General features: G+C 62.3%; 25 protein-coding genes and 1 riboswitch. Of the genes, 17 read left to right on the forward strand and 8 right to left on the reverse strand.

Going from position 1 to position 24,283, the window contains the following annotated elements:
• Positions 1-82 precede the first annotated feature (82 nt).
• The 9 genes from AB1286_RS23595 to AB1286_RS23635 are packed head-to-tail and all read left to right on the forward strand — an operon-like array spanning position 83 to position 8,750.
• Positions 83-1,039: an ABC transporter permease gene (locus AB1286_RS23595; protein ID WP_430365667.1), complete on the forward strand. Its 957-nt coding sequence runs from the start codon at positions 83-85 to the stop codon at positions 1,037-1,039.
• A 56-nt stretch (positions 1,040-1,095) separates the two neighbouring features.
• Complete coding sequence (locus AB1286_RS23600) at positions 1,096-1,947, forward strand: ABC transporter permease (RefSeq protein ID WP_430367292.1); 852 nt, start codon at positions 1,096-1,098, stop codon at positions 1,945-1,947.
• Positions 1,944-3,785, forward strand: a complete 1,842-nt coding sequence (locus AB1286_RS23605; protein WP_430365668.1) for an ABC transporter ATP-binding protein — start codon at positions 1,944-1,946, stop codon at positions 3,783-3,785. Before AB1286_RS23600 ends, AB1286_RS23605 begins: the two co-directional genes overlap by 4 nt.
• Positions 3,782-4,096 (forward strand): (2Fe-2S)-binding protein, encoded by a 315-nt coding sequence (locus AB1286_RS23610; protein ID WP_430365669.1) that lies wholly within the window; start codon positions 3,782-3,784, stop codon positions 4,094-4,096. Before AB1286_RS23605 ends, AB1286_RS23610 begins: the two co-directional genes overlap by 4 nt.
• Positions 4,081-5,448, forward strand: a complete 1,368-nt coding sequence (locus AB1286_RS23615) for an FAD-dependent oxidoreductase (protein ID WP_430365670.1) — start codon at positions 4,081-4,083, stop codon at positions 5,446-5,448. The genes AB1286_RS23610 and AB1286_RS23615 overlap by 16 nt, the downstream gene beginning before the upstream one ends.
• Positions 5,448-6,629 carry an NAD(P)/FAD-dependent oxidoreductase gene (locus AB1286_RS23620; RefSeq protein WP_430365671.1) on the forward strand — a complete coding sequence of 394 codons (1,182 nt, stop codon included), beginning with the start codon at positions 5,448-5,450 and terminating at the stop codon, positions 6,627-6,629. The genes AB1286_RS23615 and AB1286_RS23620 overlap by 1 nt, the downstream gene beginning before the upstream one ends.
• A complete protein-coding gene (locus AB1286_RS23625) occupies positions 6,626-7,018 on the forward strand; it encodes a helix-turn-helix domain-containing protein (RefSeq protein WP_430365672.1) in 393 nt (130 codons plus the stop codon). The genes AB1286_RS23620 and AB1286_RS23625 overlap by 4 nt, the downstream gene beginning before the upstream one ends.
• 48 nt (positions 7,019-7,066) lie before the next feature.
• On the forward strand, positions 7,067-8,041 hold the full coding sequence (locus AB1286_RS23630; protein ID WP_430365673.1) for a succinylglutamate desuccinylase: 975 nt from the start codon (positions 7,067-7,069) through the stop codon (positions 8,039-8,041).
• A gap of 40 nt (positions 8,042-8,081) precedes the next feature.
• The gene (locus AB1286_RS23635) at positions 8,082-8,750 is read left to right on the forward strand and encodes a nucleoside/nucleotide kinase family protein (protein WP_430365674.1); all 669 of its coding nucleotides are present in this window, start codon (positions 8,082-8,084) and stop codon (positions 8,748-8,750) included.
• 21 nt (positions 8,751-8,771) lie between these two features.
• On the opposite strand, the gene AB1286_RS23640 is transcribed toward AB1286_RS23635, so the two are convergent.
• Both AB1286_RS23640 and AB1286_RS23645 read right to left on the reverse strand, forming a co-directional pair.
• Positions 8,772-9,248, reverse strand: coding sequence for a GNAT family N-acetyltransferase (locus AB1286_RS23640; protein WP_430365675.1), 477 nt, complete (start codon positions 9,246-9,248; stop codon positions 8,772-8,774).
• 15 nt (positions 9,249-9,263) lie between these two features.
• Positions 9,264-10,151: a LysR family transcriptional regulator gene (locus AB1286_RS23645; RefSeq protein WP_430365676.1), complete on the reverse strand. Its 888-nt coding sequence runs from the start codon at positions 10,149-10,151 to the stop codon at positions 9,264-9,266.
• A gap of 189 nt (positions 10,152-10,340) precedes the next feature.
• On the opposite strand from AB1286_RS23645, the gene AB1286_RS23650 reads away from it, so the two are divergent.
• Positions 10,341-11,873, forward strand: coding sequence for an MFS transporter (locus tag AB1286_RS23650; protein WP_430367293.1), 1,533 nt, complete (start codon positions 10,341-10,343; stop codon positions 11,871-11,873).
• A 26-nt stretch (positions 11,874-11,899) separates the two neighbouring features.
• On the opposite strand, the gene AB1286_RS23655 is transcribed toward AB1286_RS23650, so the two are convergent.
• From AB1286_RS23655 to AB1286_RS23665, 3 genes are all read right to left on the reverse strand, one after another.
• Positions 11,900-12,646, reverse strand: a complete 747-nt coding sequence (locus AB1286_RS23655) for a transporter substrate-binding domain-containing protein (RefSeq protein WP_430365677.1) — start codon at positions 12,644-12,646, stop codon at positions 11,900-11,902.
• Positions 12,647-12,760: 114 nt separating this feature from the next.
• Complete coding sequence (locus AB1286_RS23660) at positions 12,761-13,924, reverse strand: acyltransferase family protein (protein WP_430365678.1); 1,164 nt, start codon at positions 13,922-13,924, stop codon at positions 12,761-12,763.
• 138 nt (positions 13,925-14,062) lie between these two features.
• Positions 14,063-15,037, reverse strand: a complete 975-nt coding sequence (locus AB1286_RS23665; RefSeq protein ID WP_430365679.1) for an alpha/beta fold hydrolase — start codon at positions 15,035-15,037, stop codon at positions 14,063-14,065.
• 77 nt (positions 15,038-15,114) lie between these two features.
• On the opposite strand from AB1286_RS23665, the gene AB1286_RS23670 reads away from it, so the two are divergent.
• Positions 15,115-15,537: an Rrf2 family transcriptional regulator gene (locus AB1286_RS23670; RefSeq protein ID WP_430365680.1), complete on the forward strand. Its 423-nt coding sequence runs from the start codon at positions 15,115-15,117 to the stop codon at positions 15,535-15,537.
• A gap of 17 nt (positions 15,538-15,554) precedes the next feature.
• Here the strand turns inward: AB1286_RS23670 and AB1286_RS23675 are convergent, their stop codons facing one another.
• Positions 15,555-15,953, reverse strand: coding sequence for a nuclear transport factor 2 family protein (locus AB1286_RS23675; protein WP_430365681.1), 399 nt, complete (start codon positions 15,951-15,953; stop codon positions 15,555-15,557).
• A 257-nt stretch (positions 15,954-16,210) separates the two neighbouring features.
• Between AB1286_RS23675 and AB1286_RS23680 the strand changes: the two genes are divergently transcribed.
• From AB1286_RS23680 to AB1286_RS23695, 4 genes are all read left to right on the forward strand, one after another.
• A complete protein-coding gene (locus AB1286_RS23680) occupies positions 16,211-17,575 on the forward strand; it encodes a dienelactone hydrolase family protein (protein ID WP_430365682.1) in 1,365 nt (454 codons plus the stop codon).
• 98 nt (positions 17,576-17,673) lie between these two features.
• Positions 17,674-18,117, forward strand: a complete 444-nt coding sequence (locus tag AB1286_RS23685) for a MarR family winged helix-turn-helix transcriptional regulator (RefSeq protein ID WP_430365683.1) — start codon at positions 17,674-17,676, stop codon at positions 18,115-18,117.
• A 96-nt stretch (positions 18,118-18,213) separates the two neighbouring features.
• Complete coding sequence (locus tag AB1286_RS23690) at positions 18,214-19,626, forward strand: DHA2 family efflux MFS transporter permease subunit (RefSeq protein WP_430365684.1); 1,413 nt, start codon at positions 18,214-18,216, stop codon at positions 19,624-19,626.
• A gap of 93 nt (positions 19,627-19,719) precedes the next feature.
• Positions 19,720-20,400, forward strand: a complete 681-nt coding sequence (locus AB1286_RS23695) for a YceH family protein (RefSeq protein ID WP_430365685.1) — start codon at positions 19,720-19,722, stop codon at positions 20,398-20,400.
• 17 nt (positions 20,401-20,417) lie between these two features.
• Here the strand turns inward: AB1286_RS23695 and AB1286_RS23700 are convergent, their stop codons facing one another.
• On the reverse strand, positions 20,418-20,861 hold the full coding sequence (locus tag AB1286_RS23700) for an RrF2 family transcriptional regulator (RefSeq protein WP_430365686.1): 444 nt from the start codon (positions 20,859-20,861) through the stop codon (positions 20,418-20,420).
• Between the two features lie 131 nt (positions 20,862-20,992).
• Between AB1286_RS23700 and AB1286_RS23705 the strand changes: the two genes are divergently transcribed.
• A complete protein-coding gene (locus AB1286_RS23705) occupies positions 20,993-21,901 on the forward strand; it encodes an NAD(P)/FAD-dependent oxidoreductase (protein WP_430365687.1) in 909 nt (302 codons plus the stop codon).
• A 37-nt stretch (positions 21,902-21,938) separates the two neighbouring features.
• On the opposite strand, the gene AB1286_RS23710 is transcribed toward AB1286_RS23705, so the two are convergent.
• Positions 21,939-22,850 (reverse strand): AraC family transcriptional regulator, encoded by a 912-nt coding sequence (locus AB1286_RS23710; RefSeq protein WP_430365688.1) that lies wholly within the window; start codon positions 22,848-22,850, stop codon positions 21,939-21,941.
• Between the two features lie 104 nt (positions 22,851-22,954).
• Between AB1286_RS23710 and AB1286_RS23715 the strand changes: the two genes are divergently transcribed.
• Positions 22,955-23,692, forward strand: a complete 738-nt coding sequence (locus AB1286_RS23715) for an SDR family oxidoreductase (RefSeq protein WP_430365689.1) — start codon at positions 22,955-22,957, stop codon at positions 23,690-23,692.
• 499 nt (positions 23,693-24,191) lie between these two features.
• Positions 24,192-24,282, forward strand: a riboswitch (glycine riboswitch).
• The last annotated feature ends 1 nt before the right edge of the window (position 24,283 follow it).

A 24,283-nucleotide genomic window follows, 5' to 3' on the forward strand; every position in this document is an offset into this window, starting at 1 on the left:
TGAGGCCCGAGAGCCGATGCTGGTATGCCGGCGCGCGATGGCACGGGCGCCGAGTGAGACGAGACCTTAGGAGTGGGTATCGATGAAACATCAAGCCTATAGGCTCATCGCGAGCCGCATCGGCCTCGCAGCACTGACGTTGTTGATCGTCTCGGCGCTCGTATTCGCCATGACAGGCCTGCTGCCCGGCGACGCGGCGCAGCAGGCGCTCGGTCAGGCGGCGACCCCGGAGGCCGTGGCTGCGTTGCGGCACCAGTTCGGTCTCGATCAGCCGGCGCTGCAACGCTATCTGGAGTGGATCTTTCATATCGTCAGGGGCGACTTCGGCATGTCGATGTCGAATAGCTTGCCGGTCAGCGAATTGATCGAGACGCGCTTGCCCAATTCGCTGATGCTCGCCGGTTTGACGACCGTCGTCGCGGTGCCCGTCGCGCTGGCCGTCGGCATTTTGTCGGCGATGTATCGCGGCTCCTGGCTCGATCGTCTGCTCAATATCCTGACGCTATCCACGGTTGCCGTACCGGAGTTCTTGGTGGCGACGATCGCGGTGCTCGTTTTTGCGGTCAAGTTGCATCTTCTTCCGGCGTTGTCCTATCTGTCGTCGGTATCGTCGTTCGGCGACCTGCTGCGCATTTACGCCATGCCGGTCATGACGTTGTGCTGCGTATTGGTGGCCCAAATGGCACGGATGACGCGGGCGGCCGTACTCGACCAACTGAGCGCCGGCTATGTGGAAATGGCGTGTTTGAAAGGGGCCTCGCAGGGGCGCATCGTGCTTCGGCACGTGCTGCCGAATGCGATCGGTCCGATCGCCAACGCCGTGGCGCTGAGCTTGTCGTATCTGTTCGGCGGCGTGGTCATCGTCGAATCGATTTTCAACTATCCGGGACTCGCGAGCCTGATGGTGGACGCGGTGACCAACCGCGATATGCCGCTCGTACAGGGGTGCGTCATGGTGTTTTGCGCGGCGTACCTCGCCCTGGTCTTGATGGCCGACCTATGTCAGATCGTTTCCAATCCGAGGCTCCGTCAACGATGAACCGTTCCGCTCGCTCCTTGATCGCGCATCCGGGCACGCAGATCTATGACGACGCCATGCCCGCAGTCGCCCGTACGCGGCGGAAACGGGGGCTCCGCTTGTCGGGCCTCGGCAAGATCGGCTTTGCGCTCGTGAGTTTTTGGCTCTTGATCGCCGTGTTCGGTCCTATGCTCGCGCCGTACAAGGAAGGGGCATTGACCTCGCCGTTCACGCTCGCGGGATACAGCCTGGCACACCCGTTCGGCACCGACTACCTGGGGCGCGACATGCTGAGCCGGGTGCTCTATGGGGCGCGTTATACGGTGGGTCTCGCGTTGGCCGCCGCCATGCTGGCAAGCGGCGTCGGCACGTGCTTCGGATTGCTCGCGGCGATTTCCGCGCGGTGGGTGGATGAAGTGCTGAGCCGCTTTTTCGATGCGCTGATCTCGATTCCGAGCAAGGTGTTGGCGCTCGTCGCGATCGCCGCCTTCGGGAGCTCGATACCGGTATTGACGCTGGTGGCCGCGGTGGCCTATGTCCCGGGCGCGTTTCGCATCTCGCGTTCGTTGGCGGTCAATTTGATGACGCTCGAATATGTGCAGGTGGCGCGCGCTCGGGGTGAACGTATGTCGTATATCGCGCGGGTGGAAGTGCTGCCGAACATGATCCATCCGGTACTGGCCGATTTCGGGCTGCGTTTCGTGTTTATCGTCTTGCTGTTGAGCGGTTTGAGTTTTCTCGGTCTGGGCGTGCAGCCGCCCAATGCCGATTGGGGCTCGCTCGTTCGCGAGAACATCGGCGGATTGTCGCAAGCCGCCCCAGCCGTATTGATGCCGTCGATCGCCATCGCGACGCTGACGGTCGGCATGAATCTGTTGATCGACAGCTTGCGCCGCCATGGCGGTTTTGCTCAAGGAGGCCGGCAATGAGCGACGTCATGATCGAGGTGAAAGGCTTGCGCATCGTGGCGCAGGGCGAGCGCGTGGAGCTCGTGAAGGGTGTCGATTTCACGGTGCGTCGAGGCGAGGTTCTGGCATTGATCGGCGAATCGGGCTCGGGCAAGACGACGATCGCGCTGTCGTTGCTGGGCTATGCGCGCCACGGATGTTCGTTCGCGGGCGGCAGCGTGCGCGTGGCGGGTACCGATGTGCTCGCGCTCGACGAACGGGGCCGGCGCGCGTTGCGCGCACGCAAGGTGGCGTACGTCGCACAGAGCGCGGCGGCCGGGTTCAATCCGGCACGGACGCTCATCGACCAAGTCATCGAGCCTGCGCTACTGCATCGGACGATGACACGCGAGGCGGCGCGTGCGAAGGCAGTGGCGCTTTTTCGGGCGCTTGCGCTGCCGTCTCCCGAGCGGATCGGGGATCGCTATCCCCATCAAGTGTCGGGCGGTCAACTGCAACGCTTGATGGCAGCGATGGCGCTGATTACCGATCCGGCCGTCGTCGTGTTCGACGAGCCGACGACGGCGCTCGACGTCACGACGCAGGTCGAAGTCCTTGCCGCGTTCAAGCGCGTCATCAAAGAGGTGGGGACCACCGCGGTGTACGTGTCGCACGATCTGGCCGTCGTCGCGCAGATGGCCGACCGTATCGTCGTCTTGAACGGCGGCGAAGTGCAGGAATGCGGCGATGTCGACCAAGTGCTCGAGTCCCCCGCGCATGCTTATACGCGCGCGTTGCTGGCCGCGTCCGCTCAGCGCGAGGCCAGAGGCGGGGGAGACGGACACGCGGGCAGGCATGCCGACGTAGTCCCCACGCCGGTCTTGGAGATTCGGGGCTTGTCGGCCGGATACGGGCGGATCGATCGCGAAGGCAACCCGGGCGTGCGCGTGCTTGACGACGTCAACTTGTCGATTGCACGCGGGAGTGCGCTCGGCATCATCGGCGAATCGGGATCGGGCAAGACGACGCTCGCGCGCGTCGTCGCGGGGCTCGTCGAACGCGCAAGCGGCGAAATTCTGTTCGAGGGGCAGCCGTTGCCGCCGCATTTGGGGGGACGGACGGCCGATCAGTACAGGCGAATTCAACTCGTTTTCCAGAACGCGGACACGGCGCTCAATCCGAGCCATACGGTGCAAGAGATTCTAGGTCGCCCGCTTGCGTTCTATAAGGGAATGCGCGGCGTGCAAGCAAAGCGCCGGATCGCCGAGTTGCTCGATCTAGTGAAGTTGCCGGCGTCCATCGGCGAGCGCCGTTCGGGCGGTCTGTCCGGTGGACAAAAGCAACGTGTCAATTTCGCGCGGGCCCTGGCTGCCGAACCCTCGCTGATCTTGTGCGACGAGGTGACCTCGGCGCTCGATACGGTCGTCGGCGCCGCGATTCTCGACTTGTTGCAAGAGTTGCGTCGGGAGCTGCACGTTTCCTACATGTTCATCAGCCACGACATATCGACGGTGCGCGCCGTGTGCGACGACGTCATCGTGCTCTATGCGGGCAGACGCGTGGAAGCCGGCAAGCCGCGGCTGTTGGACGCTCCGCCGCATCATCCTTATACGGGTCTGCTCGTCGATTCCGTGCCGGTGCTCAAGCGCGGCTGGCTCGACGCGCGCCGCAACGCCGGCGTCTGTGCGCTGCCTCCGCTATCGGCAGGAACGGGGGGCGACGAGCTATGCAGCTTCAGGACCCGGTGTCCGGCGCGAATCGAAGGCACATGCAATGCCGTGCCTCCTCCTATGAGGACGTTGCCGTCGGGCGTGCAAATCCTCTGCCACCGCTCGGCCGATGAGTTACGGCAATTCCAACCCTTGCGGGGCGCGGCATGACGGGACGATTCGTGCGCGTGGCCGAGCGCGGGCGTGAGACGTTCAAAATCACGATCGACGGCGTGGCATGCGATGCGGCGCAGGGCGACACCGTTCTCGTAGCGCTGTTGACCAGCGTGCGCGCCGTGCGCGATTCCGAATTCGGCGACGGGCGGCGTGCGGGGTTGTGTCTGATGGGGGCGTGTCAGGATTGCTGGGTATGGTGCGAAGACGGCACGCGCTTGCGCGCATGCACGACACCGGCGGCGCCGGGTATGTCGATCGTGACGCATCTCGGCGGGCAGGTGGAGGGAGTATGGCCGCGCGCGTAATTGTCGTCGGTGCGGGGCCCGCCGGCGTGCGCGCCGCGCAGACACTTGTCGAGGCGGGGTACCGGCCGACGGTCATCGACGAAGGCCGGCGAGACGGCGGACAGATTTATCGTCGGCAGCCCGAGGGGTTCACGCGTTCGTATGATGCGCTCTATGGCACCGAAGCGGCGCGCGCTCAGGCGCTGCATCGCGCGTTCGAGGAATTGGCGCCGCGCATCGACTACTTGCCCGAAACGTTGGTGTGGAACATCACGCCAGGCGAGCTGCATTTGTCGGCAGGCGATCGATACCGTGCGTTGGCCTTCGATGCGCTCATCGTTTGCAGTGGTGCGACGGATCGCATCATGCCTGTGAAAGGATGGCACCACGCGGGAACCTATAGTCTGGGCGGGGCGCAAATCGCGTTGAAATCGCAAGGATGCGCGATCGGTATGCGTCCTGTGTTGCTCGGCACCGGACCGTTGCTTTACTTGCTCGCTGCGCAATATGTCAAGGCAGGGGTCGATATCGTCGCGGTACTCGATACGTCCGCGTCACGGCGGCGTATCCGCGCGCTGCCTGAGATGACGGCGCTTCCCGCCGCGCTTTGGAAGGGATTGAAGCTCCTATCGATACTGCGGCGCGCGAATGTGCCCGTCCATCGCGGTGTACGCCCCCTCGAGATACAAGGCGATCCCGGCGATGGCGTAAGGGGTGTTTCGGTCGAGCTGTCGGACGGAAAACGGCTCGAACTGAAATGCGATGCGGTCGCGTTGGGCTACCACCTCCGGCCGGAAACGCAGTTGGCAGATCTGGCGGGTTGCGCCTTCGAGTTCGACGAAGCTGGGCGGCAATGGTTGCCCCGCGTGGACGACGATGGGCGCAGCAGTATCGAAGGCGTCTATCTCGCGGGCGACGGGGCGCGTGTGCGCGGTGCGGATGCCGCCGAGCGGGCGGGCCGCTTGGCCGCGCTCGCCGCGTTGCGCGATCTAGGGGAAAACGTGCGAGGGATGGATGAGCTGCGCCACTCGCTCGCGCGTTATACGCGCTTCGCCGACGGTATGAGGCGCGCGTTCGCTTGGCCCGCGCAGGAAGCGGGACGTTTGCCCGACGAGACGATCGTTTGTCGTTGCGAGTCGATCACGGCTGGCGACATCCGCGAAGTCGTACGGGCAACGGGCGCCTGCGAGGCGAACCGGGCGAAGGCGTTTTCTCGGGTCGGCATGGGGCGGTGCCAGGGCCGATATTGCGGCCATGCCGCCGCCGAAGTCATCGCTTGCGAGGCCGGCGTGCCGCTGGCGCAAGTGGGGCGGCTGCGCTCGCAGGCTCCAGTCAAACCGTTGACGATGGCGCTCGCCGAGGAGTCCCAGTAATGAAGCCGCTGGAATCGGACGTCATCGTTATCGGCGGTGGTATCGTCGGCACGACGACGGCTTTCTTCTTGCGTCGTCGCGGCGTATCCGTGCGTTTGCTCGAGCGTGGGTTGACCGGTCAGCAAGCCAGCGGCGTCAATTTCGGCGGGATTCGGCGTCAAGGACGCGCGCTCGAGCAGTTGCCCCTCGCCAACCGAGCCTTGGAAACATGGCGGCGTGCCGTCGAATGGCTCGGCGAGGACGTCGAGTTCATCGCGAGCGGACATACGCGTGTGTGCTACCGCGAGCAAGACGTCGATCACTTCTTGCGTTATGCGCAAGACGCGCGTGCGTGCGGACTCGATTTGCAGGTGTTGCAAGGTGTGGCGTTGCGCGAACGGTTTCCGTTTCTCGGCCGCGAAGTGCTGGCCGCATCCGTATCGCCCATGGACGGCCACGCCAATCCGCGGCTTGCCGCGCCCGCGTTCGGCCGCGCTGCCGTGCGACTCGGCGCCGAACTGCATGAAAACGTCGAAGTCGTTCGTGTCGAACAAGAAGGCGCCGGCTTCCGCGTGGAGGATAAGAGCGGGCGTGTTTACCGCGGCGCGCAGGTCGTCGTCTGCACCGGTGCTTGGTCTAGTCGATTGAGTGCGCAATTCGGCGAGCCCGTGCCGCTTGAAACGCGTGGGCCGCAGATGGCGGTGACGGAGCCGGTGCCGTATGTCTTTCGCTCCTCGATGGGCGTATTCACGTCGAACAAGCACGAGAGCGTGTATTTCCGGCAAATTCCGCGCGGGAATCTGATTCTAGGCGGCGGAGCGCACGGGCCCTCGAACATCGATACCTGCCGGGCCGGCGTGCTGCCCATCAATACCGTCAGGCAGATGGCGCAATTCCGGCGGTTGGTTCCGAGCTTGGCGCCGTTGCATGTGATTCGGACGTGGAGCGGCGTGGAGGGGTACTTGCCCGACGCCGAGCCGGTCATCGGCCCGAGCGAGAAGGTAGCCGGGTTGTTCTATGGCTTCGGTTTCAGCGGTTCGGGTTTTCAGATCGGGCCCGGAGTGGGGGAGACGCTAGCCGAACTGATATCGACGGGTAACACCTCGATCGCGCTCGATACGTTTTCGATCGGCCGCTTCGATGAGCGAACCGAGACTTTTTCCGGGGTCGTGCCCGAGGCCTCTCGGAGCCAAATGCGATGAGGCGAACCGAAGGACTCGACCAAGCGCGGGCGTTTATCGAAGCGCACTTCAACGAGCCGCTGACGCTTGAACAAATGGCCGCGCCCGCGGCACTGAGCATCTCGCGATTCGCTACGGCGTTTCGCGAGCGATTCGGCTCCTCGCCGTATCGCTACCTGTGCGGGCTGCGGATCGAACGTGCGCAATCGATGCTGCTTGCCGGCGTGCCTTGCATCGCCGTCGCAACCGAATTGGGCTTCTTCGATCAAAGCCATTTCGGCCGGCATTTCAAACGTATTTGCGGTATGTCGCCCACGAGGTTTGTTGCGGCAGCGCAGCGGGTGCGCGGAGAAGCCGAGGCCGCCGTGGTGCCTCGGGTATCGCACCGTGCCGTTCGAAGCACGTCTTGACGAAGCCCGGTTCGATCCGGCCGCGATCACCCTACGAGGAGCGATGCATTGAGTACCGAAGCCTATCCCATCGAAATCGAATTTCCGAATATCGCCGAACACGCCCATAGCGAAACCGGGATCGACTATGTCCATACGTTCGATTCGGGGCGGCCGGGGCCGCACGTCATGATCAATGCGTTGACGCATGGAAACGAAGTGTGCGGGGCGATCGTCGTGGATGCGCTATTGCGGCTTCGATTGCGTCCCCGGCGCGGGCGATTGACGCTCTCGTTTGCGAATGTGGCGGCTTATGCACGCTTCGACCCGTCGCAGCCGGACAAATCGCGTTACGTCGATGGGGACTTCAACCGCGTTTGGACACCGGCGCTGCTCGACGACCTGTCCCGCCGCTCGACGGAACTCGATCGAGCACGCGCGATGCGTCCGGTGATCGATACCGTCGATCTGTTGCTCGATCTTCATTCGATGCATGAAAAGAGCGAGCCGTTGATCGTGGCCGGCCCTCTTGAGAAGGGCGTCGACCTGGCGCTCGCGCTCGGCACGCCCGCCACCGTCATTCGCGACGAAGGCCATCCCGAGGGGCGGCGCATGCGCGACTACGAAGGATTCGGCGACACCGGCAGCCCGAAAAACGCCCTGTTGATCGAATGCGGTCAGCATTGGGAAAAGCGTGCGGTGGCGGTCGCTCGCGATTGCGCCGCGCGGTTTCTGATATTGTCTGGCGTGATCGACGAGGCGGATCTTCCACCGGGTTGGCTTGCGCCTTTGCCGCGCCGGATGACGGTCGTACAGGTGACGCAGCCGGTCGTCGCTAAGAACATGGATTTTCGCTTTGCCGGCGACTACACGGGGCTTGAGACGTTCGCCAAGGCGGGCACGGTGATCGGTTGGTCGGACGGCGAGGCCGTCGTTACGCCGTACGACGACTGCATGCTCGTGATGCCTTCGCTGCGGCAGTTGCGCCCGGGCGTTACCGTGGTTCGTCTAGGGCGCGTGGAGGCGCGCGTCGATCGGAACTGAAACGCAAGCTCGGCACATATTGCGGTCGAGCAGGCTTCGAATGGAGCGCTTGGCCTTGGATAACGGATTGCAAGAACAACGCCGCATCGATCTCGCGCAGTTGATCGACCGTCTGCGGGACATGAACGTCGAGCGGCGCAAGCTCGTCGCGATCGTGGGTGCGCCGGGCGCCGGCAAAAGCACGTTCGTCGAGATGCTACGCGACGGCCTTGATCGAGATCGGCCAAGTTTCGCGTGTGTGCTCCCGATGGATGGCTACCATTTTGACGATCGGGTGTTGGAGGCGCGTGGCGATCGCGCGCGAAAGGGGGCGCCGCATACGTTCGATGTCGGCGGGCTCGAGACCATGCTGGAGCGGCTTAGCGCCGACAGCGGCAAGGACATCGCCGCCCCGGTTTTCGATCGTTCGCTCGAGATTGCGCGCGCGGGTGCGCAGATCATTCCCGCAACGGCCAGGATCATTTTGGTCGAAGGCAACTACCTGTTGCTCGACGATCCGGTATGGGCGCCATTGCGGCGCTTCTTCGATGCGACCGTTATGCTCGACGTGCCGCGTGACGTGCTGGTTGAGCGACTCGTCGCACGCTGGCGCGGGTATGGAATGGACGAAGCGGCGGTACGCGAGAAATTGGACGGGAACGATCTGCTCAATGCCGATCTCGTGCTATCGCAGAGCGTGGCTGCTCAGTTCGTCGTGTCGAATAGCTGATCGCACGCGGCCGATGCGCGCTTACGCGGCGTTCGATAGCCGCTTGGTCATGGGTATGCAGGCTAATTCCAGTCCACGCGGCGAGCGATAGGTCGAAATCGAATCGCCTACCCAGCCGTGTTCGCGATAGAACGGCGCCGCGTTCAGCGTAGCGTCGAGGCGCAACTCAACGAGGCCGCTATCGCGTGCCAAGGCCTCGAGGTATTCCAACATCTTGCGGCCGATGCCTCGTCCCATAGAAGACGGCCGGACAAAGATTGCATCGACTTGTCCCGATTCGACCGTGAGCATGCCGGTGCCGACAGGACGGTCGTTATCGAGTGCTAGATAGAATCCGCGTTCGACGATGGTTGCCCAGTTATCGCTGGGCGCGCCATCGACCCAAGCGGAAAGTGCAGCTTCGGGATAATGCCCGGCACATGCCACGTGCACGGACGCTTTACGGATATCCCATGCGTCGGAGGCGTCGTCGCGTTTCGCCTTTCGTATAGTCAGCATCTCATACTCCCCGAATCACGCGTCCGTCGAACGCGATTCCCGCGCGTGTCTTAGAAACGCACGCACTGCCGGCAAGCGCTCGTGCTTGCGATAAAGCAGTGCGATTTCCGACGCAATGGGCTTGCCGGCCAACGGGCGATATACGACGCCGGGCAGCGCCACGCAGTTGCATAGCGTACCCGGTACGACCGCCACCGTGTCGCCCAATGAAACGCGCGCCAGCACGGCCACCAACGGGCCGGGCCGCGAATCGATGAGCGGCGCGAACCGCCCGCGCCTGGCAACTTCCAACGTGCCGAGCTCCTGCTCCGGCACTGCAAACCTCGAACCGCGAAGCCGATGCGGTTCGATCGCACTCAACGCGGCCAGTGCCGAGTCCTCCGGAAGCGCGACGACGAATTCGTCTTGATGTACACGAATGGCTTGTAAGTCCTCCGGATAGGGCATGGGAGGCCTGACATAAGCGATGTCGAGCACGCCGTCGACGAGCCGCCCGGCAATCTCGTCCATCGGGACCTCTAGCAACGCCACGTCGATACGCGGATGCAGTTGGCGAAACTTCTTGACGGTGCCGCGCATGATCCCGGCGAACGCGGCGGAGGCGACATATCCGAGTTGAATTCGTCCCAACTGGCCCCGCTCGGCCAGTAGTCCAAGCTCGCGCGCTTGCTCCAGTTGCCCGAGCACGGCCGCAGCCTCCGGAATATAGGCTTGACCGGCCGCGGTCAGCGAGACTGAACGACGCGTCCGATGAAACAGACGGAATTGAAGCAAGCGCTCGGCATCTTGGATTTGCTTCGTCAATGAAGGCGGCGGTAGCCCTAGCTCATCCGCAGCCCGTGCGAAATGCAAATGGCGGGCGACCGCGAGAATGCACCGAAGATGACGCAGTTCCAATGTCATATTATTCATCCGAAAATGAATCAATGTGATGTTTCGTGCTATCGATTCTAAACAGTAACGGCGCTAGCATTCGACCGGAAGCAAATTCGAGGATGAAGCGTGATGTCGAGTGATAGCAGTGCGGTTGCAGAGCGGGTGGAGGGGCGTGCGTGCAACGTAAAGGAAGCCGCGGCCGTCATACAGGTGCCAATGGCTGCACGGGACCGTACCAATGGAAACGGCTTCCTGCTCGCCACCGCCTGCGCAACCTGCGGTTTGATCTCGCTCGATACGAACATCGTCGCCGTGTCGTTGCCCTCGATCGCACGCTCGTTGCACGCAGGGTTCGCGGACGTCGAATGGGTCGTCAGCGCCTATATGGTCTCGTTCGCATCGTGCCTCTTGCCGATGGGCGGCATCGCCGACCGCCACGGGCGCAAGAAGCTCATGATGTTCGGCCTACTCGTGTTCATGCTCGCCTCGCTCGGTTGCGGACTCGCACCGAGCGTCGGGGTCTTGAATGTCGCACGCGCGGTGAAGGGAGTCGGGGCGTCGATGTTGCTCACCGCTGCATTGGCGGTGATTGCGAACGCCTTTCCGGCGCCGGCCGAACGTGCCCGGGCATGGGCGATCTGGGGCATGGCCATGGGAATCACGACGACGATCGCCCCGCTCGTCGGCGGCGTGGTCACGCAATGGATCGGCTGGCGCTGGATTTTCTTGCTCAATTTGCCCGTGTGTGCCGTGCTGATGATTTGTGCGGTGCGTGCGGTGCCCGAGTCGCGCAATCCGCACGCGCTGCGGACCGATTTCGCCGGCAGCTTGCTCTTTGGGATCGGACTCGCGTTCGGCATTTGGGCGCTGATCGGGGCGCAGGATGCGGGCTGGGGGAGCCTACAAACGGCGTCTCGGTTTTCGATCTGCGCGCTGCTGATCGGAGCTTTCGTTTGGCTCGAAAGGCGACTCGCTCACGCGGTCATCGACTTGTCGCTGTTCTCGAAGGCGCGCTTCGTCGCCGCCGTGCTCGGTATGTTCGGATACGCCGCGTGCGCGCAAGTGATGATGACGTTCCTGCCGTTGTATCTACAGAATGCATTCGAATGGGCACCTACGCGCGCTGCGGTCGCGATGCTGCCGTTCGCGGTGTCGATGGTTGTCGGCCCGTTTCTCGGTGCTAGGCTGGGGCGGCATTTAACGGGAGCGACATCGACGCTTTCCGTTGGACTCGGGCTCGTCGGAATCGGCAATTTACTGACCGCGGCTTTCGCACCGTCGGCCGACTACTTTTGGGTGGCCTTTGGGATGATCGTCACGGGGTTGGGCGCGGGCGTGTTGAACGGCGATACGCAGAAAGCGATCATGGCGTGCGTGCCTTCGCATCGCACGGGCATGGCGTCCGGCATCAGTACGACAACCCGCTTTACGGCGATCGTTACGTCGATCGGGGTGCTGGGCGCCGTGCTAGTGTCGCGCACGCGTGTTTCGATCGATGCGGCGATGCATTGCAACCGGTTCGGCGGCACATGTGTGGACGCACGATTCATGTCCGATCTGCTCGCGGGCGACTTAAGTCATGCGCTTGGCCGCCTTGCGCCTGAATTGCAGCGGACGCTGGGGCCGATTGCACCCGTCTCCTTCGCACATGGCTTCGCCTCGGCGCTGAATGTCGCGGGGTGTTTCGCGTTGGCGGTAGCGGTGGCGATTTGGTTGCTCTCGGGCCGGGGTTCATCGAAGCCGGACTGATATGGACCGCCGCGGCAAGAAGATTTTTATCGTCGTGCCGCTTGAATCGCACGCAATGCCGGCTCGATCTCGTCTTCGCCCAGACCATACTTCGCCATGCGGGCTAGATGATCCGGCGACCCGACGTAAGCGCGCAATTGGGTGTTCACGGCATCGAGAAGACCGCGACTGCTTTTGCTAAATGAAAACGCGCCGAGCGGGGTGGACGGCGCGGTGCCCGTTACCGGCCGGCAGGCCACGGCGTCGAATTGCCCGAGGCCGATTCGGTCCGCGACGATGCGGTTGCCGAGCGCCGTGCTCGCGTAGGCGTCGATCACCCCCGAGCGCAATGCGTCGAGCGCCTCCCGCTGCTCCTCGAAGATAAGCACTTGATCGTCGCGCACTCCGGCCGCTTTGGCGACGTCATGCTGAACCTGCCCGGCGATGATGCCGAGGCGGGCATCGTCGAGAGCGGCCACGGCGGCGTAGCCGTCGAGGGCCTTGGGATTTCCCGATCGAACGAGCAAGCCATCGCCGATGCCCCAGACGGGAACGCTGAACGCGACCGCTTCCGATCGTTCGGCAGTGACGAAGAGCGGGACGTTCATATCCCAGCGCCCTTCGCGAACGCCGGGTAGCAACTCGCCAAACGTCGTTAGCCGGTATTCGATTCGAGTTACGCCGATCGCGTGGAGTACGGTTTCGGCCAATTCGACATCGGCCCCTGTGGCTACGCGGTGCTCGCCTGTCCAGCCGAACGGAGGTTCTTCAATGTATGCCAAGGTCACATTCATGGGATCGGGATAGGAAAGCGACTACGGGTGAATGCCTTTACGGGCTGAATACCGCCATCTTATGGGACGACAGGGTTTTCCGCATGCGGCCCGGTCCGCTTACATAAGAGGGACTCACAGAATGCGTTTGACGCCGGGAATGCCGAGGATGATGCCGGCGATCCAATAGCAAGCGATGCAACTTAGCGAACCCGTTACCGCAAATTTGATCAACGGATTCACGTGAATGTCTTTCCATAGCAGCGCGACGCCCACCAGAACCGGAGGATGCGCAATATAGATCGTGTAGGCGCGCCTAGCCAGACGTTGGCCGAGGCCGGTGAGCTTGACGAAGGCGGTTTGAAACCGGTGCAGCAAGAACAGGATCGTGCCCCACGCGACAAACGGTTCCCACAGCGCGTAGGCGACTTGCAGCATATCGCGGTGCGCTCTAGGCGGAAGCACAGGAACGAAATACGCGAGCGGCAATATGGGCATCGCGATAAGTGCGATGCGCAACCAGAGTCTCGTTTCCCGTTGCGGCAGAGACTCGAGCAGTCGCTCATTCGCCGCGAGGAATCCAGCGACGAAGAGGACGACATAGCTCGCGAAGTAACCGAATTGCAAGCCCCAGACATTGACGCCGACCGGCCACCGGATTCTCAAAAGCAAGGCCGCGCCACCGGTGAGTAGTGCGGCGCCGGCGAGCGTTGCATTCGTCGGAAAAGCGACGATCCGCGAGGGCATGCGCCGATTGAAGCGGCGCCGGAGTGCAAGGCCACCCGTGAGCAATAGCGTGAAAATCAGCAGTGCTTGCGCGAACCACATCGGGCCGCAGTCGAACGTTCCTAGAGCGAGTAGCCCTTTGAACACCGCCCCGAAAGAAGCGTCCCCGCGTGTTTGCGCCAATGCAATCGTAGCGGGGCCGAGGATCCATCCATAAAGAAGCAGCGGCAGTCCCAGCCTTAAGAAGCGGTCCGCGAGAAATCGGCCCGTGCCTTTTGCCTTGAGCGACGGTAGCGTGTAATAGCCCGCCAAGAGAAAGAACAAGCCCATGAAAAAGGCCTGATTGATCGTGCAAAAGAGGACGAGGCAGATGGATTCGACGGTGCGCGAAGGCGCGATCTCGTGGTAATACCACCCCCCGATCGCGCCATAGGTGATGGCGCAATGGTGAAATACGACCAAGAGCGTCGTAAAGGCGCGCAGCGCATCGAGGCCGGCGTTTCTGTCGGCCCGACTTACTGCGTGCGGGAAGTTGCCGAGTCCCCGGGCGAAATCGTTTTCCGCTACCGTCACGTCGCATCCCCATGCCGTGGAAATCGGCGATCAAGAGTAAGCCTGCAACTTATCGCAGCCACCTTACGTTTTACCCACGCTCGGGTACAGGCAAGCGATGCGTTAGCCTAGATGCTTTAGCCGATAGCGCCCGAAAACCTAAAGCGCCCGAATAAACTCGACGATTTCCGAGTTGACGCATTCCGCCGCCTCTTGCGCGAGCCAGTGCCCCGCTTGAGGAATGATGCGAGAACCTCGAAGGTTCGGTACCAGTTTCGGCATGGCGTCGATGATTTCACGCATGCCCGGCAGTGCGAGGCCTGTATCGCGCTCGCCAATCAGATACAGGGCGGGCACTTGTACGAGCAAACCGTCGAATGCCGCCTGCAATTCCCAATTTCGGTCGAGATTGCGGTAGTAATTGAGCCCGCCCCGGAACCCCGATGCCTCGAACGCTTTAACGAATACGTCCAAGTCGGATGGGGCAAGCCATGCAAGCGGGGAGGCGGGCTCCGGCAAAGCGTCGAGAAGCCCGTGGTGTCGAGAGACGACGCCGAACGGGTTCGGTGAGTGTCCGTCTCGAGGGCCCACGTCGCCCGACGCGGCGAAATAGATTTTGCGCAAAGTGCCGGCGACGTCGCGCTCGAACTCACGCTCGGCCAGACCCGGCTGCGCAAAGTAGTGCGTATAGAACCAAGCTTGCTCCGTTTGCGGAAAGAGCCGGCTCGGCGCCATAGGCGCGCGACCCATCATAGGGACCCCGAGCGCAACCACGCCGCGAAAACGATCGGGCCGCAGCTGCGCCGCTTGCCACGCTATGGTGGCCCCCCAATCGCTACCCACGACGACGGCTTGTCGCTCGCCGAGAGCGTCTAAAATCCCGAGCAGGTCGCCGACGATGTCGAGTGCCGTGTAGCGTTCGGCTTCGATCGGGCAACTGCTAAGGCCGAAGCCCCGCAGATCCGGTGCAATCGCGCGGAAACCCGCTGCCGAGAGCGCGCCGAGCTGGTGGCGCCACGAATAAGAGGTCTCCGGAAATCCATGAAGCAACAACACCAGCGGGCCTTCACCTTGCACGGAAAGATGTAGGCGAACGCCATTGGTCTCGATGAACGACTGCGCGAATGTTTGCACGGGTGCCCTCCGTCAGATATTCAACCTCGATGAAATATCGTAACATCAAAAGTAACGATTAGGCCACTTCGAACGATATGCAACTGGACACCCGGCTAGCCAGGCTTTTACACGTACTGATTCATATGCATTTGCGCGGGGGCACGACGACATCCGATACGATCGCGCAGATGCTGCACACCAATCCCTCGCTTGTGCGACGGACAATGGCCGCGTTGCGCGAGGCGGGCTATGTGGAATCCGTCGCTGGGCCGGGCGGCGGGTGGGCGCTAGCGTGCGAGCTCGCGGATATCACAGCGCGCGACGTCTACACCGCGATCGCCTATAAAGGCGTATTTGCGCTGGGGCCGGCGGAAGACAATCCCGCTTGCCCTGTCGAATCGGCCGTCAACGGATTTCTCGAAGATGCGCTCGGGCACGCGCAAGACGTTTTGCTCCGAACGCTTGAGGCAACACGTCTTTCCGATCTCGCAGCCCGAGTGACGGGGGCGATGCGCTAACGCTAGGTTGACCCCCGCTATGCGTACTTATCGCCGACCGTGCTGCGAATGGGATAGGTGTCGTAGACGATGGTCATTTTTGTAATGGCGCCGTTTTCATCGAATTCGAACACGTCCACGCACTCGAAACGCGCCGAGGTGCCATCCTTGAGGCCCCAATCGTAGACGAAGTAGCCTGTTGCGCGCGGCATTCCCAGCGAGCTGACGCAAATATCGATCGGCGTAATCTTGCTTTCGCTTGATGCCTCGACGACCTTCGCGAAGAACGGTGCGGGGGCCATCCACCCGAGGAACGGCGAGAAGATTTGAGCGTTCGGCGCGAACAGCGCGCAAATCGCCTTCACGTCGCCGCGTTCCAAGGCTTTCAGGTACGTCTGAATCTGCTGCGTATAAAGTTCGTTCGACGATGATGTCACGATCATTCTCCCAATGTTCGATTCGATTTAGGCAGAGCAGCGGACCGCCTGAGTTCGACATTGTGCCGGATCCCGAGGAGCCCGCGGCCACGAGCGCGCGCCGGTCGCTCAAGTTTTGTAGGGATATGCCGTTGACCAAGACGTGCCGATGCACTGTCGAGAGAGCGGCGGCTCGGCGTACCCTCCATTGAACATATAACGGATACATGGCGCAACGCTGTAGGTTTCGGGCTGCCCTTGCTTGGGGAGCGCTCGCTTTGCTGATCGCACTACCGCAGATCGCCCGGCCATCGGACGAGGACGCCGCCGAGCCCGAGGCCCCGCTGAATGAGCGAGTCATTCGCGTACCCGTTCAAGCATCGCCGCCGATCAGCCTGGAGGTGACGGTGTATATGCCGGCCCACTCCGCGGGCGGGGGCTTCTTCCCGCTTGCGCTGATCAATCACGGGGCGTCGCACGACCCGGCCAATGCGCCGCGCGTGGGCGATCAGTTCATTCCGTGGTATTTCCTCTCGCGCGGGTATGCCGTCGCCATGCCGATGATGCGCGGTTATGCGCATTCCTATGGCTACACGTTGCCCCACGGGTGCGACGTACTCGCGATCGGCGGCGACGCCGCCAAAGATATTCGCAAGGTGCTCGATGCCGTCAAAGAACTTCCCGGCATCGACACCACGAAAATCGTCGTGGCCGGTAAGAGCATGGGTGGATGGAACACGTTGGCTTTCGGCGCGACCAATCCCCCCGATGTGAAGGGGCTGCTCAATTTTGCGGGCGGCGTCAAAGAATCCGATTGCACGAAGCCCGACGAGAGCTTGATTTCGGCTTCCGCCGAACTTGGCGCCCATACGCGATTGCCTTCGATTTGGTTTTACGGCGACAACGATCAGATTTTTTCTGTAGCGACGTGGCATGGCATGTACGCCCGTTACACAGGTGCCGGTGCACATGCTCAATTGGTGGATTACGGCGCGTTTCAGAAAGACGCTCATGCGATGACGGCTTCCGGAGCGGGACTTCCGTTGTGGGTCGCCAAAGCCGACGCGTTCTTGGCGGGCATCGGAATGCCCAATCGCGAAGTCAATACCGAATACCTGCCCCGTATGGCACCGAAAGCCAGCGGATACGCAACGATCGGCGACGCGAATGCCGTGCCGTATCTGACCGACACGCAGAAGGCGGCGATTTACACGAGCTACCTTGCCGCCCCGACGCCTAAAGCGATGGCGATCGGCAGCACCAACGGTGCATGGGTATCCGGTAGTTTCGATCCGGCGCGTAGCGCGATGCGGCAATGCTGGTCGCGCTCGAAATATTGCCAGCTCTACGCGGTCGACGACACGGTCGTATGGCCGCGCCAGATGGCGGCCCCGCCTCCCACGCATTTCGCGCCTGTCCAAGACGTCAAGGCGGTCCCCTACCTGCATGCCGACGGACGAAATGCCTATACGCGCTACCTCGGCACGCATCGTCCCCGGGCGTTCGCGATCGCTCCCGATGGCGCTTGGGGCGCAGCATCAGGCATCGATCCGCTCAACGACGCATTGGCGCAATGCGCAAGCGGACACGCCGGTTGCCGCGTCTACTCTGTCGACGGCGACGTGGTGTGGACCACGAAATAGGCTCGCCATAGGATCCTGCCGGATGGCGATCGAGCGATCGAGCAATATATCGACAGTTTAACTTGCAAGTTAAACTGTCATGTTCTATCGTTTGGCACATGACGTCGAAACGACCCTCCGATTCTTCGCTGGACCTCATCGTTGCGGAACTCATGCCGGCGATTGGTCAGCTCGTACGCAAGCTTCGCTCGGAAGCCCATTCCGGCGAGTTCAATCTTTCCGAGTCGAGCGTGCTGGCGCGCCTCGAGCGCGAGGGGCCGATGACGACCGCCGACCTTGCTCGTGCCGAATCGATGCGGCCTCAGTCGATGAAATCGGTCTTATCGATTCTCGAGGAGCAGGCGTGTGTCGAGCGCAAGCCGCATCCGTCCGATGGCCGTCAAATCCTTTTCATGCTGACGGCGAAGGGTCTCGAGGCACGGCAGCGTCGTAGCGTCGCGAAACACGATTGGCTCGTCGATGCCGTAGCGAAACTCGATGAGGCCGATGTGCGGACGCTCGCGGCGGCGCTGCCGATCATTAGGCAACTCGGCGGCTCTTGAAACGAGAGGCGATGTTCGGCGAATGTGGCATGGACCCATCGCACTACAAGCATTTCATGCGCGGCGGCCAAGGCAGCGATCGATCGGGAAAAGCGAATGGACTACGGCGACCGAAAAGCAGTGCAGCTCGATTCCGAGCCCGATAAGGCGCTCGATCCTTCGGTGTGGCGGATCTCGATGGTCGTGGTGCTAGGCTCGTTGCTCGCCCAATTGGATGCCACGATCGTCAACGTATCGCTATCGAGTCTCGCTCTCGACTTGCATTCGACGCTGCCGACCATTCAATGGGTCACGAGCGGCTACTTGCTCGCGCTGACGTTCGTCTTGCCGTTGAACGGCTGGCTCGTCGACCGGATCGGCGGAAAGAAACTCTATCTATGGTGTTTCTCGCTGTTCACGTTGAGCTCGGGGCTATGCGGTCTTGCGTGGTCGACGTCTTCGCTGATCGGCTTTCGTATTGCGCAAGGCGTGAGCGGCGGCCTTCTTGCTCCGATGGCGCAATTGATGATGAAACGAGCGGCCGGCAATCAGTTCACGCGCATCGCCGGTTATGCCGCCTTTCCGATTTTGCTCGGACCGCTCTTGGGGCCCGTCATCGCGGGCGCGATTTTGCGCTACGCGTCTTGGCGCTGGCTCTTCGTCGTCAACGTTCCCGTGGGTCTGCTCGCCGTCGTGCTGGCCGTGCGCTTTCTGCCTAACGACGAGAAGGAGCGTACGCCGCGTCAGCTCGACTGGTTCGGGCTCGTGTTGCTCTCTCCGGGCCTGGCATTGATGCTGTTCGGGGCGGAGTGTTCCATTCGCCGATTGGGGATAAGCGCCATGATCGCGGGCGGTGTGCTGCTGGCCGTCTTTATCTACGTCGAGAAACGAAAAGGGGAGCGGGCCCTGATCGATCTCGGTCAGTTTCGCAGCAAAGTATTCGCCGCTGCTTCGCTGGCGCAATTCCTCTCGAACGGTGTGTCGTTCGCGGGGCAGATGCTGATCCCGCTCTATTTGATCGAGGCGTGCGGTCGGTCGCCCGCCGAGATGGGGTGGATGCTTGCGCCGCTTGGGCTCGGCATGATGGTCACGTACCCGTCGCTGGGCTTCCTGACGGAGCGCTTCGGGTCGCGTGCGGTGGCTTGTTCGGGGGCATTGCTCGCCGTCTGTGCGACGCTGGTTCTCGCTGCGTTGGCGAGCAGCCGGATCGATACCCTGCTGTTACTGCCGGTGCTATTCGTTCGCGGAATGGGGCAGGGTGCGGTGGGACTGCCGACGATGTCGGTGGCCTATGCGTCGATCGAGCGGCGTCATTTGTCGATGGCTACCACCACGCTGAATATCGCGCAGCGGTTGGGCGGGCCGACGCTGACTACGCTGTGCGCGATCTTCCTGGCTTCGATGCTCGAACGAGGTACGGCTAACGCTGGGCTCAACGCGTGGGTTTATGGATTTTTGATGCTTGCCGCCTTACATGCGCTGACGGGGCTCGCGGCGATGGTCTTGCCGCCGAAGGGCGCGCCGAGTTAAGGGAACGAAAGAGAATCGTCGTGCGCGAAGTACGTGCCGTCCTGCTCGGCCGGGATATCATATCCCCCCATCCCCACCGTCGGCCGTTGCCTTATGACTCAACCTCTGCGTGAGCTCACTCCCCTCGAAGCCCGTGTTCTTGGCGTGCTGGTCGAAAAACAGCATACGGTCCCCGATACTTACCCGTTGTCGCTGAATGCGCTCACAGCGGGTTGCAATCAGAAAACGGCCCGCTCGCCGGTCATGAGCGTGACCGAGCCCGAGGTCCAGGATGCGATCGATGGCCTGAAGCGCTTAAGCCTCGTGATGGAGGCAAGCAGCAGCCGCGTGACGCGCTACGAACACAACATGAACCGCGTACTCGGTATTCCGAGCCAGGCTGCCGCGCTGTTGACGGTGATGCTGTTGCGAGGCCCGCAGACGGCCGCCGAATTGCGCCTGAACGCCGCGCGTCTGCACGGGTTTGCCGACAACTCGTCGGTCGAAGCCTTTCTCGACGAGCTTGCCGCGCGTACGCCGCCGCTGGCCGTGAAGCTGCCCTGCGCACCGGGCGAGCGCGAAAATCGCTGGATGCATTTGATGTGCGGCGAAGTCAGCATCGATGAATTCGCGCTTGCTCGCTCTTCCGCGCAAGAGTCGGTCGCACCGGCCGAACTCGAGGCATTGAGAGCGGAGCAGCAGCGCTTGGCGGCCGAGGTGGCCCAGCTCAGGGCGCTGGTCGAGCGGATGGCAACCGAGTTGGGCGTGTCGATGGATCGGCCCGCGCAAGACTGAGGCGAGGGGAAATCCCTTCAAACGCGTGGCGGATTCATCCGCTTGCCTTTCTTTTTGATCTCTCGCGATAGATCGCCCAGCGTCACCTTGCCGAGTTTCGCGAGCAATGCTTTTTCGGCTTCCTCAACGGTTGCCGAGAGATGAGCATTCACGGCTTGTTCGACCAAGCACTGCGGATCGTCCTCGGTCACTAAGCTCGAAAACAGCGCGGGCTCGCCCGCGCTGCGATAGACATCGAGCAACGTAATATCGTCGAGCGACACCGTCAGCACCCACCCGCCTCCATGTCCCTTTTCCGACTGGACGTAGCCGCTCTCGCGCAACCCCGAGAGCAGTCTGCGCACGACCACGGGATTGGTGCATAGCATCTCGGCCATCGCCTCGGAAGTCAACGGCCGCTCGGCATGCTCCATATGCAAGAGGGCATGCAGTAAGCGGGACAACCGGCTATCCGTTCTCATCTAAGCTGCTCTCTCTCGAAACATCACAAGTTGCATGATGATAACATCCGGCTTATCATGTAACTCGTCATGTTTCGTGAGATGCGCATTGCGCAGACCTCGCGCCCACCCCTTCATTCGGAAAAGCAGACATGCAAGAACAGTACGATGTGATCGTCGTCGGCGGCAGTTTCGCGGGTCTGTCGGCCGCGATGCAACTCGCGCGTGCGCGGCGCCGCGTGCAATTGATCGATGCGGGCAAGCCGCGCAACCGGTTCGCGTCTCACGCGCATGGGTTCTTCGGTCAAGACGGCGTGCCGCCGTCGGAGATCGTTGCCAGCGCGACCCGGCAATTGCTGAAATACCCCACGGTATCGCTAGTCAAGGGCGAGGCGAAGCGGGCGTACAGCGTGGCGGGAGGCTTTCGCGTCGAACTCGCCGATGGCGCCACTCAGGAAGCCCGCCGGTTGATCCTGGCCACGGGCATTCAAGACAAACTGCCGGAGGCGTTGCCGGGGCTAGCGGCGAGATGGGGCATCAGCGTATTGCACTGTCCTTACTGTCACGGCTACGAAGTGGGTGACCGTCGGCTCGGCGTGCTAGCCACGCATCCGAACTCGATTCATCAAGCGCTGTTGATCCCGGATTGGGGGCCGACAACCTGGTTCACGCAGGGAATCGTCGAACCGAGCGAGCAGGATGCGGCGCTACTGCAAGCTCGCGGCGTAACGATCGAATCGACGCCGGTGGCGGAGATACTAGGCGAAGCGCCCGCGATGAACGCGGTGCGCCTCGTCGACGGACGCGAAGTCCCTATCGATGCGCTTTTCGTCGGTGCGCGGACGGAGATGGCGAGCGACCTTGCCGGGCAACTCGGGTGTGCAATCGACGAGGGTCCGTTCGGGCAAGTGATTCGTGTCGACGAATGGAAAGAAACGAGCGTGCCCGGTGTCTTTGCGGCGGGAGATGTGTCCACGGCGATGACGAACGCCACGTTTGCCTCGGCGTCCGGTGTCATGGCGGGTGTTGCTGCGCATCGATCGCTGATCTTTCCGACTTAACGCCGAGCCGCCTCGATCGCGCCGCTCGGCGCGATCGTCAATGCTCCGTCTCCATCTGCGCTTGCGCATACCGCGAAGGCGGCACGCCGACATATCGTGCAAATGCGACGCTAAACGCGCTGGCGGAGCCGTAGCCGACACGCTGAGCCACTTGTGCGACGCTTCCTTCCTTCTGTATCAGCATCTTCCTAGCCATCGCCATGCGCCAAGCATGAAGATATTCCATCGGCGCCATGCCCACCGCGCGACTGAATCGATCGAAAAACGCCGAGCGCGAGAGCGCCGCTTGCTTCGCCAGTTGCGCGACCGTCCACGCTTGGGTGGGACGATCATGCATGCATCGGATCGCGACGGCCAGGCGTTCGTCGCCGAGCCCGCGCAACAGCCCGGGCGAAAGGGCGCCGCTGGAGGACGTTCGAAACGCCTCGATGAACAGCACTTCCAATAGCCGCGTCAAGATGACGTCACGCGCGGGCCGAGCCGATCGGAATTCGTCGACCACGAGCTGAACGAGCGTGGTGAGACGACGGTCGCCGCGCGTATGAACGAGCCCGGGAAGCAGCGACACCAACAGCCCAGCGTCCGGCGAACCGAAGATGCAATGGCCCACCAGCAACCGAACATCGGGTTTCACGCCTTGCGGGCCGAGGCTGAATTCGCCGTTCGGCAGAACGGTGGGCGGACTGTCGGCCGCCTCCGGCACCGGTGGCTCGAGACTCGACATCGTAAGCGTCGACGACGAGGGAATGAGCACGAAATCATCCGTTTGTAGCGCAATCGGAGGTTGGTCGCCGATGCGCAGCTTGCAGGCCCCTTCGAGAATGACGCAATAGAGCGGCTCCGGCGCGCGGTAGCGGCGGACGCGCCAGCGGCCCGCGCAGTTCACGACTTTCGAGACCGACGCACTGGGTTGGAGCAGTGCAACGATCTCGGAGAGCGGATCGACCATGAGTGGACTCTCGCGAATAAAACCTGGACGTTTGATTGTAGCGAATCCGGCCGCTTGAGCCTATCGTCTGCATACCGCTAACGATCGACAGGAGTCGCTCATTCATGAAGACCATTTTCATCACCGGCTGCTCGTCCGGTTTCGGCCTTGAAATCGCTCGCTACTTTCTCGCACGCGATTGGAGGGTGATCGCCACGATGCGAACGCCGCGCGAGGACGTGTTGCCACCTTCGGAGCATTTGCGCATTCTGCCGCTCGATGTGACGAACGCCGAGAGTATCCGCCTTGCGGTGGAGGCGGCAGGCCCCATCGATGTTCTCGTGAACAATGCGGGAATCGGCGTGCTCAATGCGCTGGAGGGCACCGCCATGGCGATCACGCGCGAAGTGTTCGACACGAACACGCTCGGAACGATTGCAGTAACCCAAGCCGTCTTGCCGCAATTCAGGCAGCGCAAGGCGGGGGTGGTCGTCAACGTCACGTCGAGCGTAACGCTAAGATCGCTGCCGTTGCTCTCCGTCTATACCGCGAGCAAGGCGGCCGTCAATGCGTTCACGGAATCGCTTGCGCTCGAACTCGAGCAGTTCAACGTGCGCGTGAATTTGGTGTTGCCCGGGCGCGCGCCCGATACGCGCTTCGCCGAAAACGGCCAGCCGCGGATGCGCGATGGATTCCCCGAACCGTACGCCGAGTTGGCGCAGAACATTTTCAAGCGTTGGGAGCAATCGACCGAGATTACGCACTCTGTCGACGTCGCCGAGGCCGTATGGCGTGCCGCGAACGATCCGTCGTCCCCGCTGCGCATCCCGGCCGGCGCGGACGCGGTTGCATTGTCGAAATAATGCGCTAACGCGGTACGCCGAACGCCGCGTGCAGCGCTTCGGCGCGCACGCGGCGCAAACCGGCTCTACCTGCGGCCCTTCTTCGGAATGAGCATCTGCGCCAATTCGTGCAGAAATTGAGCGGGCCCATGTGCATGTAGCGCCCGCCCACTGCTGTGCGCACCGTCGCCGCATCTCACGTTTGTGAGCGACGGCAACTTTGCGCGCCGGATGTTTGTCGTCGGCGTATTCGGCGGCGATGTTGATTTGCGGACAGCCGCGATAACCTGGGCGAGCGATCCGCTCTCCGATCCACTGAAGCTGTGGTTTGCTAGGCGGAAAGAGTTCGGCGAAGGGGGGCGTCGTGAGCCTGGGCGAGGTCTTCGACGCAGACGACGTCCTCTCGGTGCTCGATACGATCACGGTGACACGTCAGACCGTTGTGGAGCCGGCATTGCGTACGAAGGATTAAAAAACGCTTGCCGACTTTCTTGAGCGCGGCTAGTCTTAGCGCGTTCCACCAAGCTGCATGGAAGAGATCGTTCGCCTAGAACGACGCCGACGGAGCAACCGCCCCGGAAACTCTCAGGCAAAAGGACCGCGCAGCAGGAA

The sequence above is a fragment of the Trinickia sp. NRRL B-1857 genome, from assembly GCF_050470685.1.
Lineage (GTDB): Bacteria > Pseudomonadota > Gammaproteobacteria > Burkholderiales > Burkholderiaceae > Trinickia.

What these genes read in the sequence shown, in the direction of transcription:
- AB1286_RS23670 (WP_430365680.1), top strand. Translation starts at nt 15,115, where the DNA reads ATGCAACTGGACACCCGGCTAGCCAGGCTTTTACACGTACTGATTCAT.
- AB1286_RS23625 (WP_430365672.1), top strand. Translation starts at nt 6,626, where the DNA reads ATGAGGCGAACCGAAGGACTCGACCAAGCGCGGGCGTTTATCGAAGCG.
- AB1286_RS23710 (WP_430365688.1), bottom strand. Translation starts at nt 22,850, where the DNA reads ATGGTCGATCCGCTCTCCGAGATCGTTGCACTGCTCCAACCCAGTGCG.
- AB1286_RS23645 (WP_430365676.1), bottom strand. Translation starts at nt 10,151, where the DNA reads ATGACATTGGAACTGCGTCATCTTCGGTGCATTCTCGCGGTCGCCCGC.
- AB1286_RS23655 (WP_430365677.1), bottom strand. Translation starts at nt 12,646, where the DNA reads ATGAATGTGACCTTGGCATACATTGAAGAACCTCCGTTCGGCTGGACA.
- AB1286_RS23715 (WP_430365689.1), top strand. Translation starts at nt 22,955, where the DNA reads ATGAAGACCATTTTCATCACCGGCTGCTCGTCCGGTTTCGGCCTTGAA.
- AB1286_RS23650 (WP_430367293.1), top strand. Translation starts at nt 10,341, where the DNA reads ATGGCTGCACGGGACCGTACCAATGGAAACGGCTTCCTGCTCGCCACC.
- AB1286_RS23705 (WP_430365687.1), top strand. Translation starts at nt 20,993, where the DNA reads ATGCAAGAACAGTACGATGTGATCGTCGTCGGCGGCAGTTTCGCGGGT.
- AB1286_RS23610 (WP_430365669.1), top strand. Translation starts at nt 3,782, where the DNA reads ATGACGGGACGATTCGTGCGCGTGGCCGAGCGCGGGCGTGAGACGTTC.
- AB1286_RS23615 (WP_430365670.1), top strand. Translation starts at nt 4,081, where the DNA reads ATGGCCGCGCGCGTAATTGTCGTCGGTGCGGGGCCCGCCGGCGTGCGC.
- AB1286_RS23695 (WP_430365685.1), top strand. Translation starts at nt 19,720, where the DNA reads ATGACTCAACCTCTGCGTGAGCTCACTCCCCTCGAAGCCCGTGTTCTT.
- AB1286_RS23700 (WP_430365686.1), bottom strand. Translation starts at nt 20,861, where the DNA reads ATGAGAACGGATAGCCGGTTGTCCCGCTTACTGCATGCCCTCTTGCAT.
- AB1286_RS23685 (WP_430365683.1), top strand. Translation starts at nt 17,674, where the DNA reads ATGACGTCGAAACGACCCTCCGATTCTTCGCTGGACCTCATCGTTGCG.
- AB1286_RS23605 (WP_430365668.1), top strand. Translation starts at nt 1,944, where the DNA reads ATGAGCGACGTCATGATCGAGGTGAAAGGCTTGCGCATCGTGGCGCAG.
- AB1286_RS23640 (WP_430365675.1), bottom strand. Translation starts at nt 9,248, where the DNA reads ATGCTGACTATACGAAAGGCGAAACGCGACGACGCCTCCGACGCATGG.
- AB1286_RS23600 (WP_430367292.1), top strand. Translation starts at nt 1,096, where the DNA reads ATGCCCGCAGTCGCCCGTACGCGGCGGAAACGGGGGCTCCGCTTGTCG.
- AB1286_RS23690 (WP_430365684.1), top strand. Translation starts at nt 18,214, where the DNA reads ATGGACTACGGCGACCGAAAAGCAGTGCAGCTCGATTCCGAGCCCGAT.
- AB1286_RS23635 (WP_430365674.1), top strand. Translation starts at nt 8,082, where the DNA reads ATGGAGCGCTTGGCCTTGGATAACGGATTGCAAGAACAACGCCGCATC.
- AB1286_RS23595 (WP_430365667.1), top strand. Translation starts at nt 83, where the DNA reads ATGAAACATCAAGCCTATAGGCTCATCGCGAGCCGCATCGGCCTCGCA.
- AB1286_RS23620 (WP_430365671.1), top strand. Translation starts at nt 5,448, where the DNA reads ATGAAGCCGCTGGAATCGGACGTCATCGTTATCGGCGGTGGTATCGTC.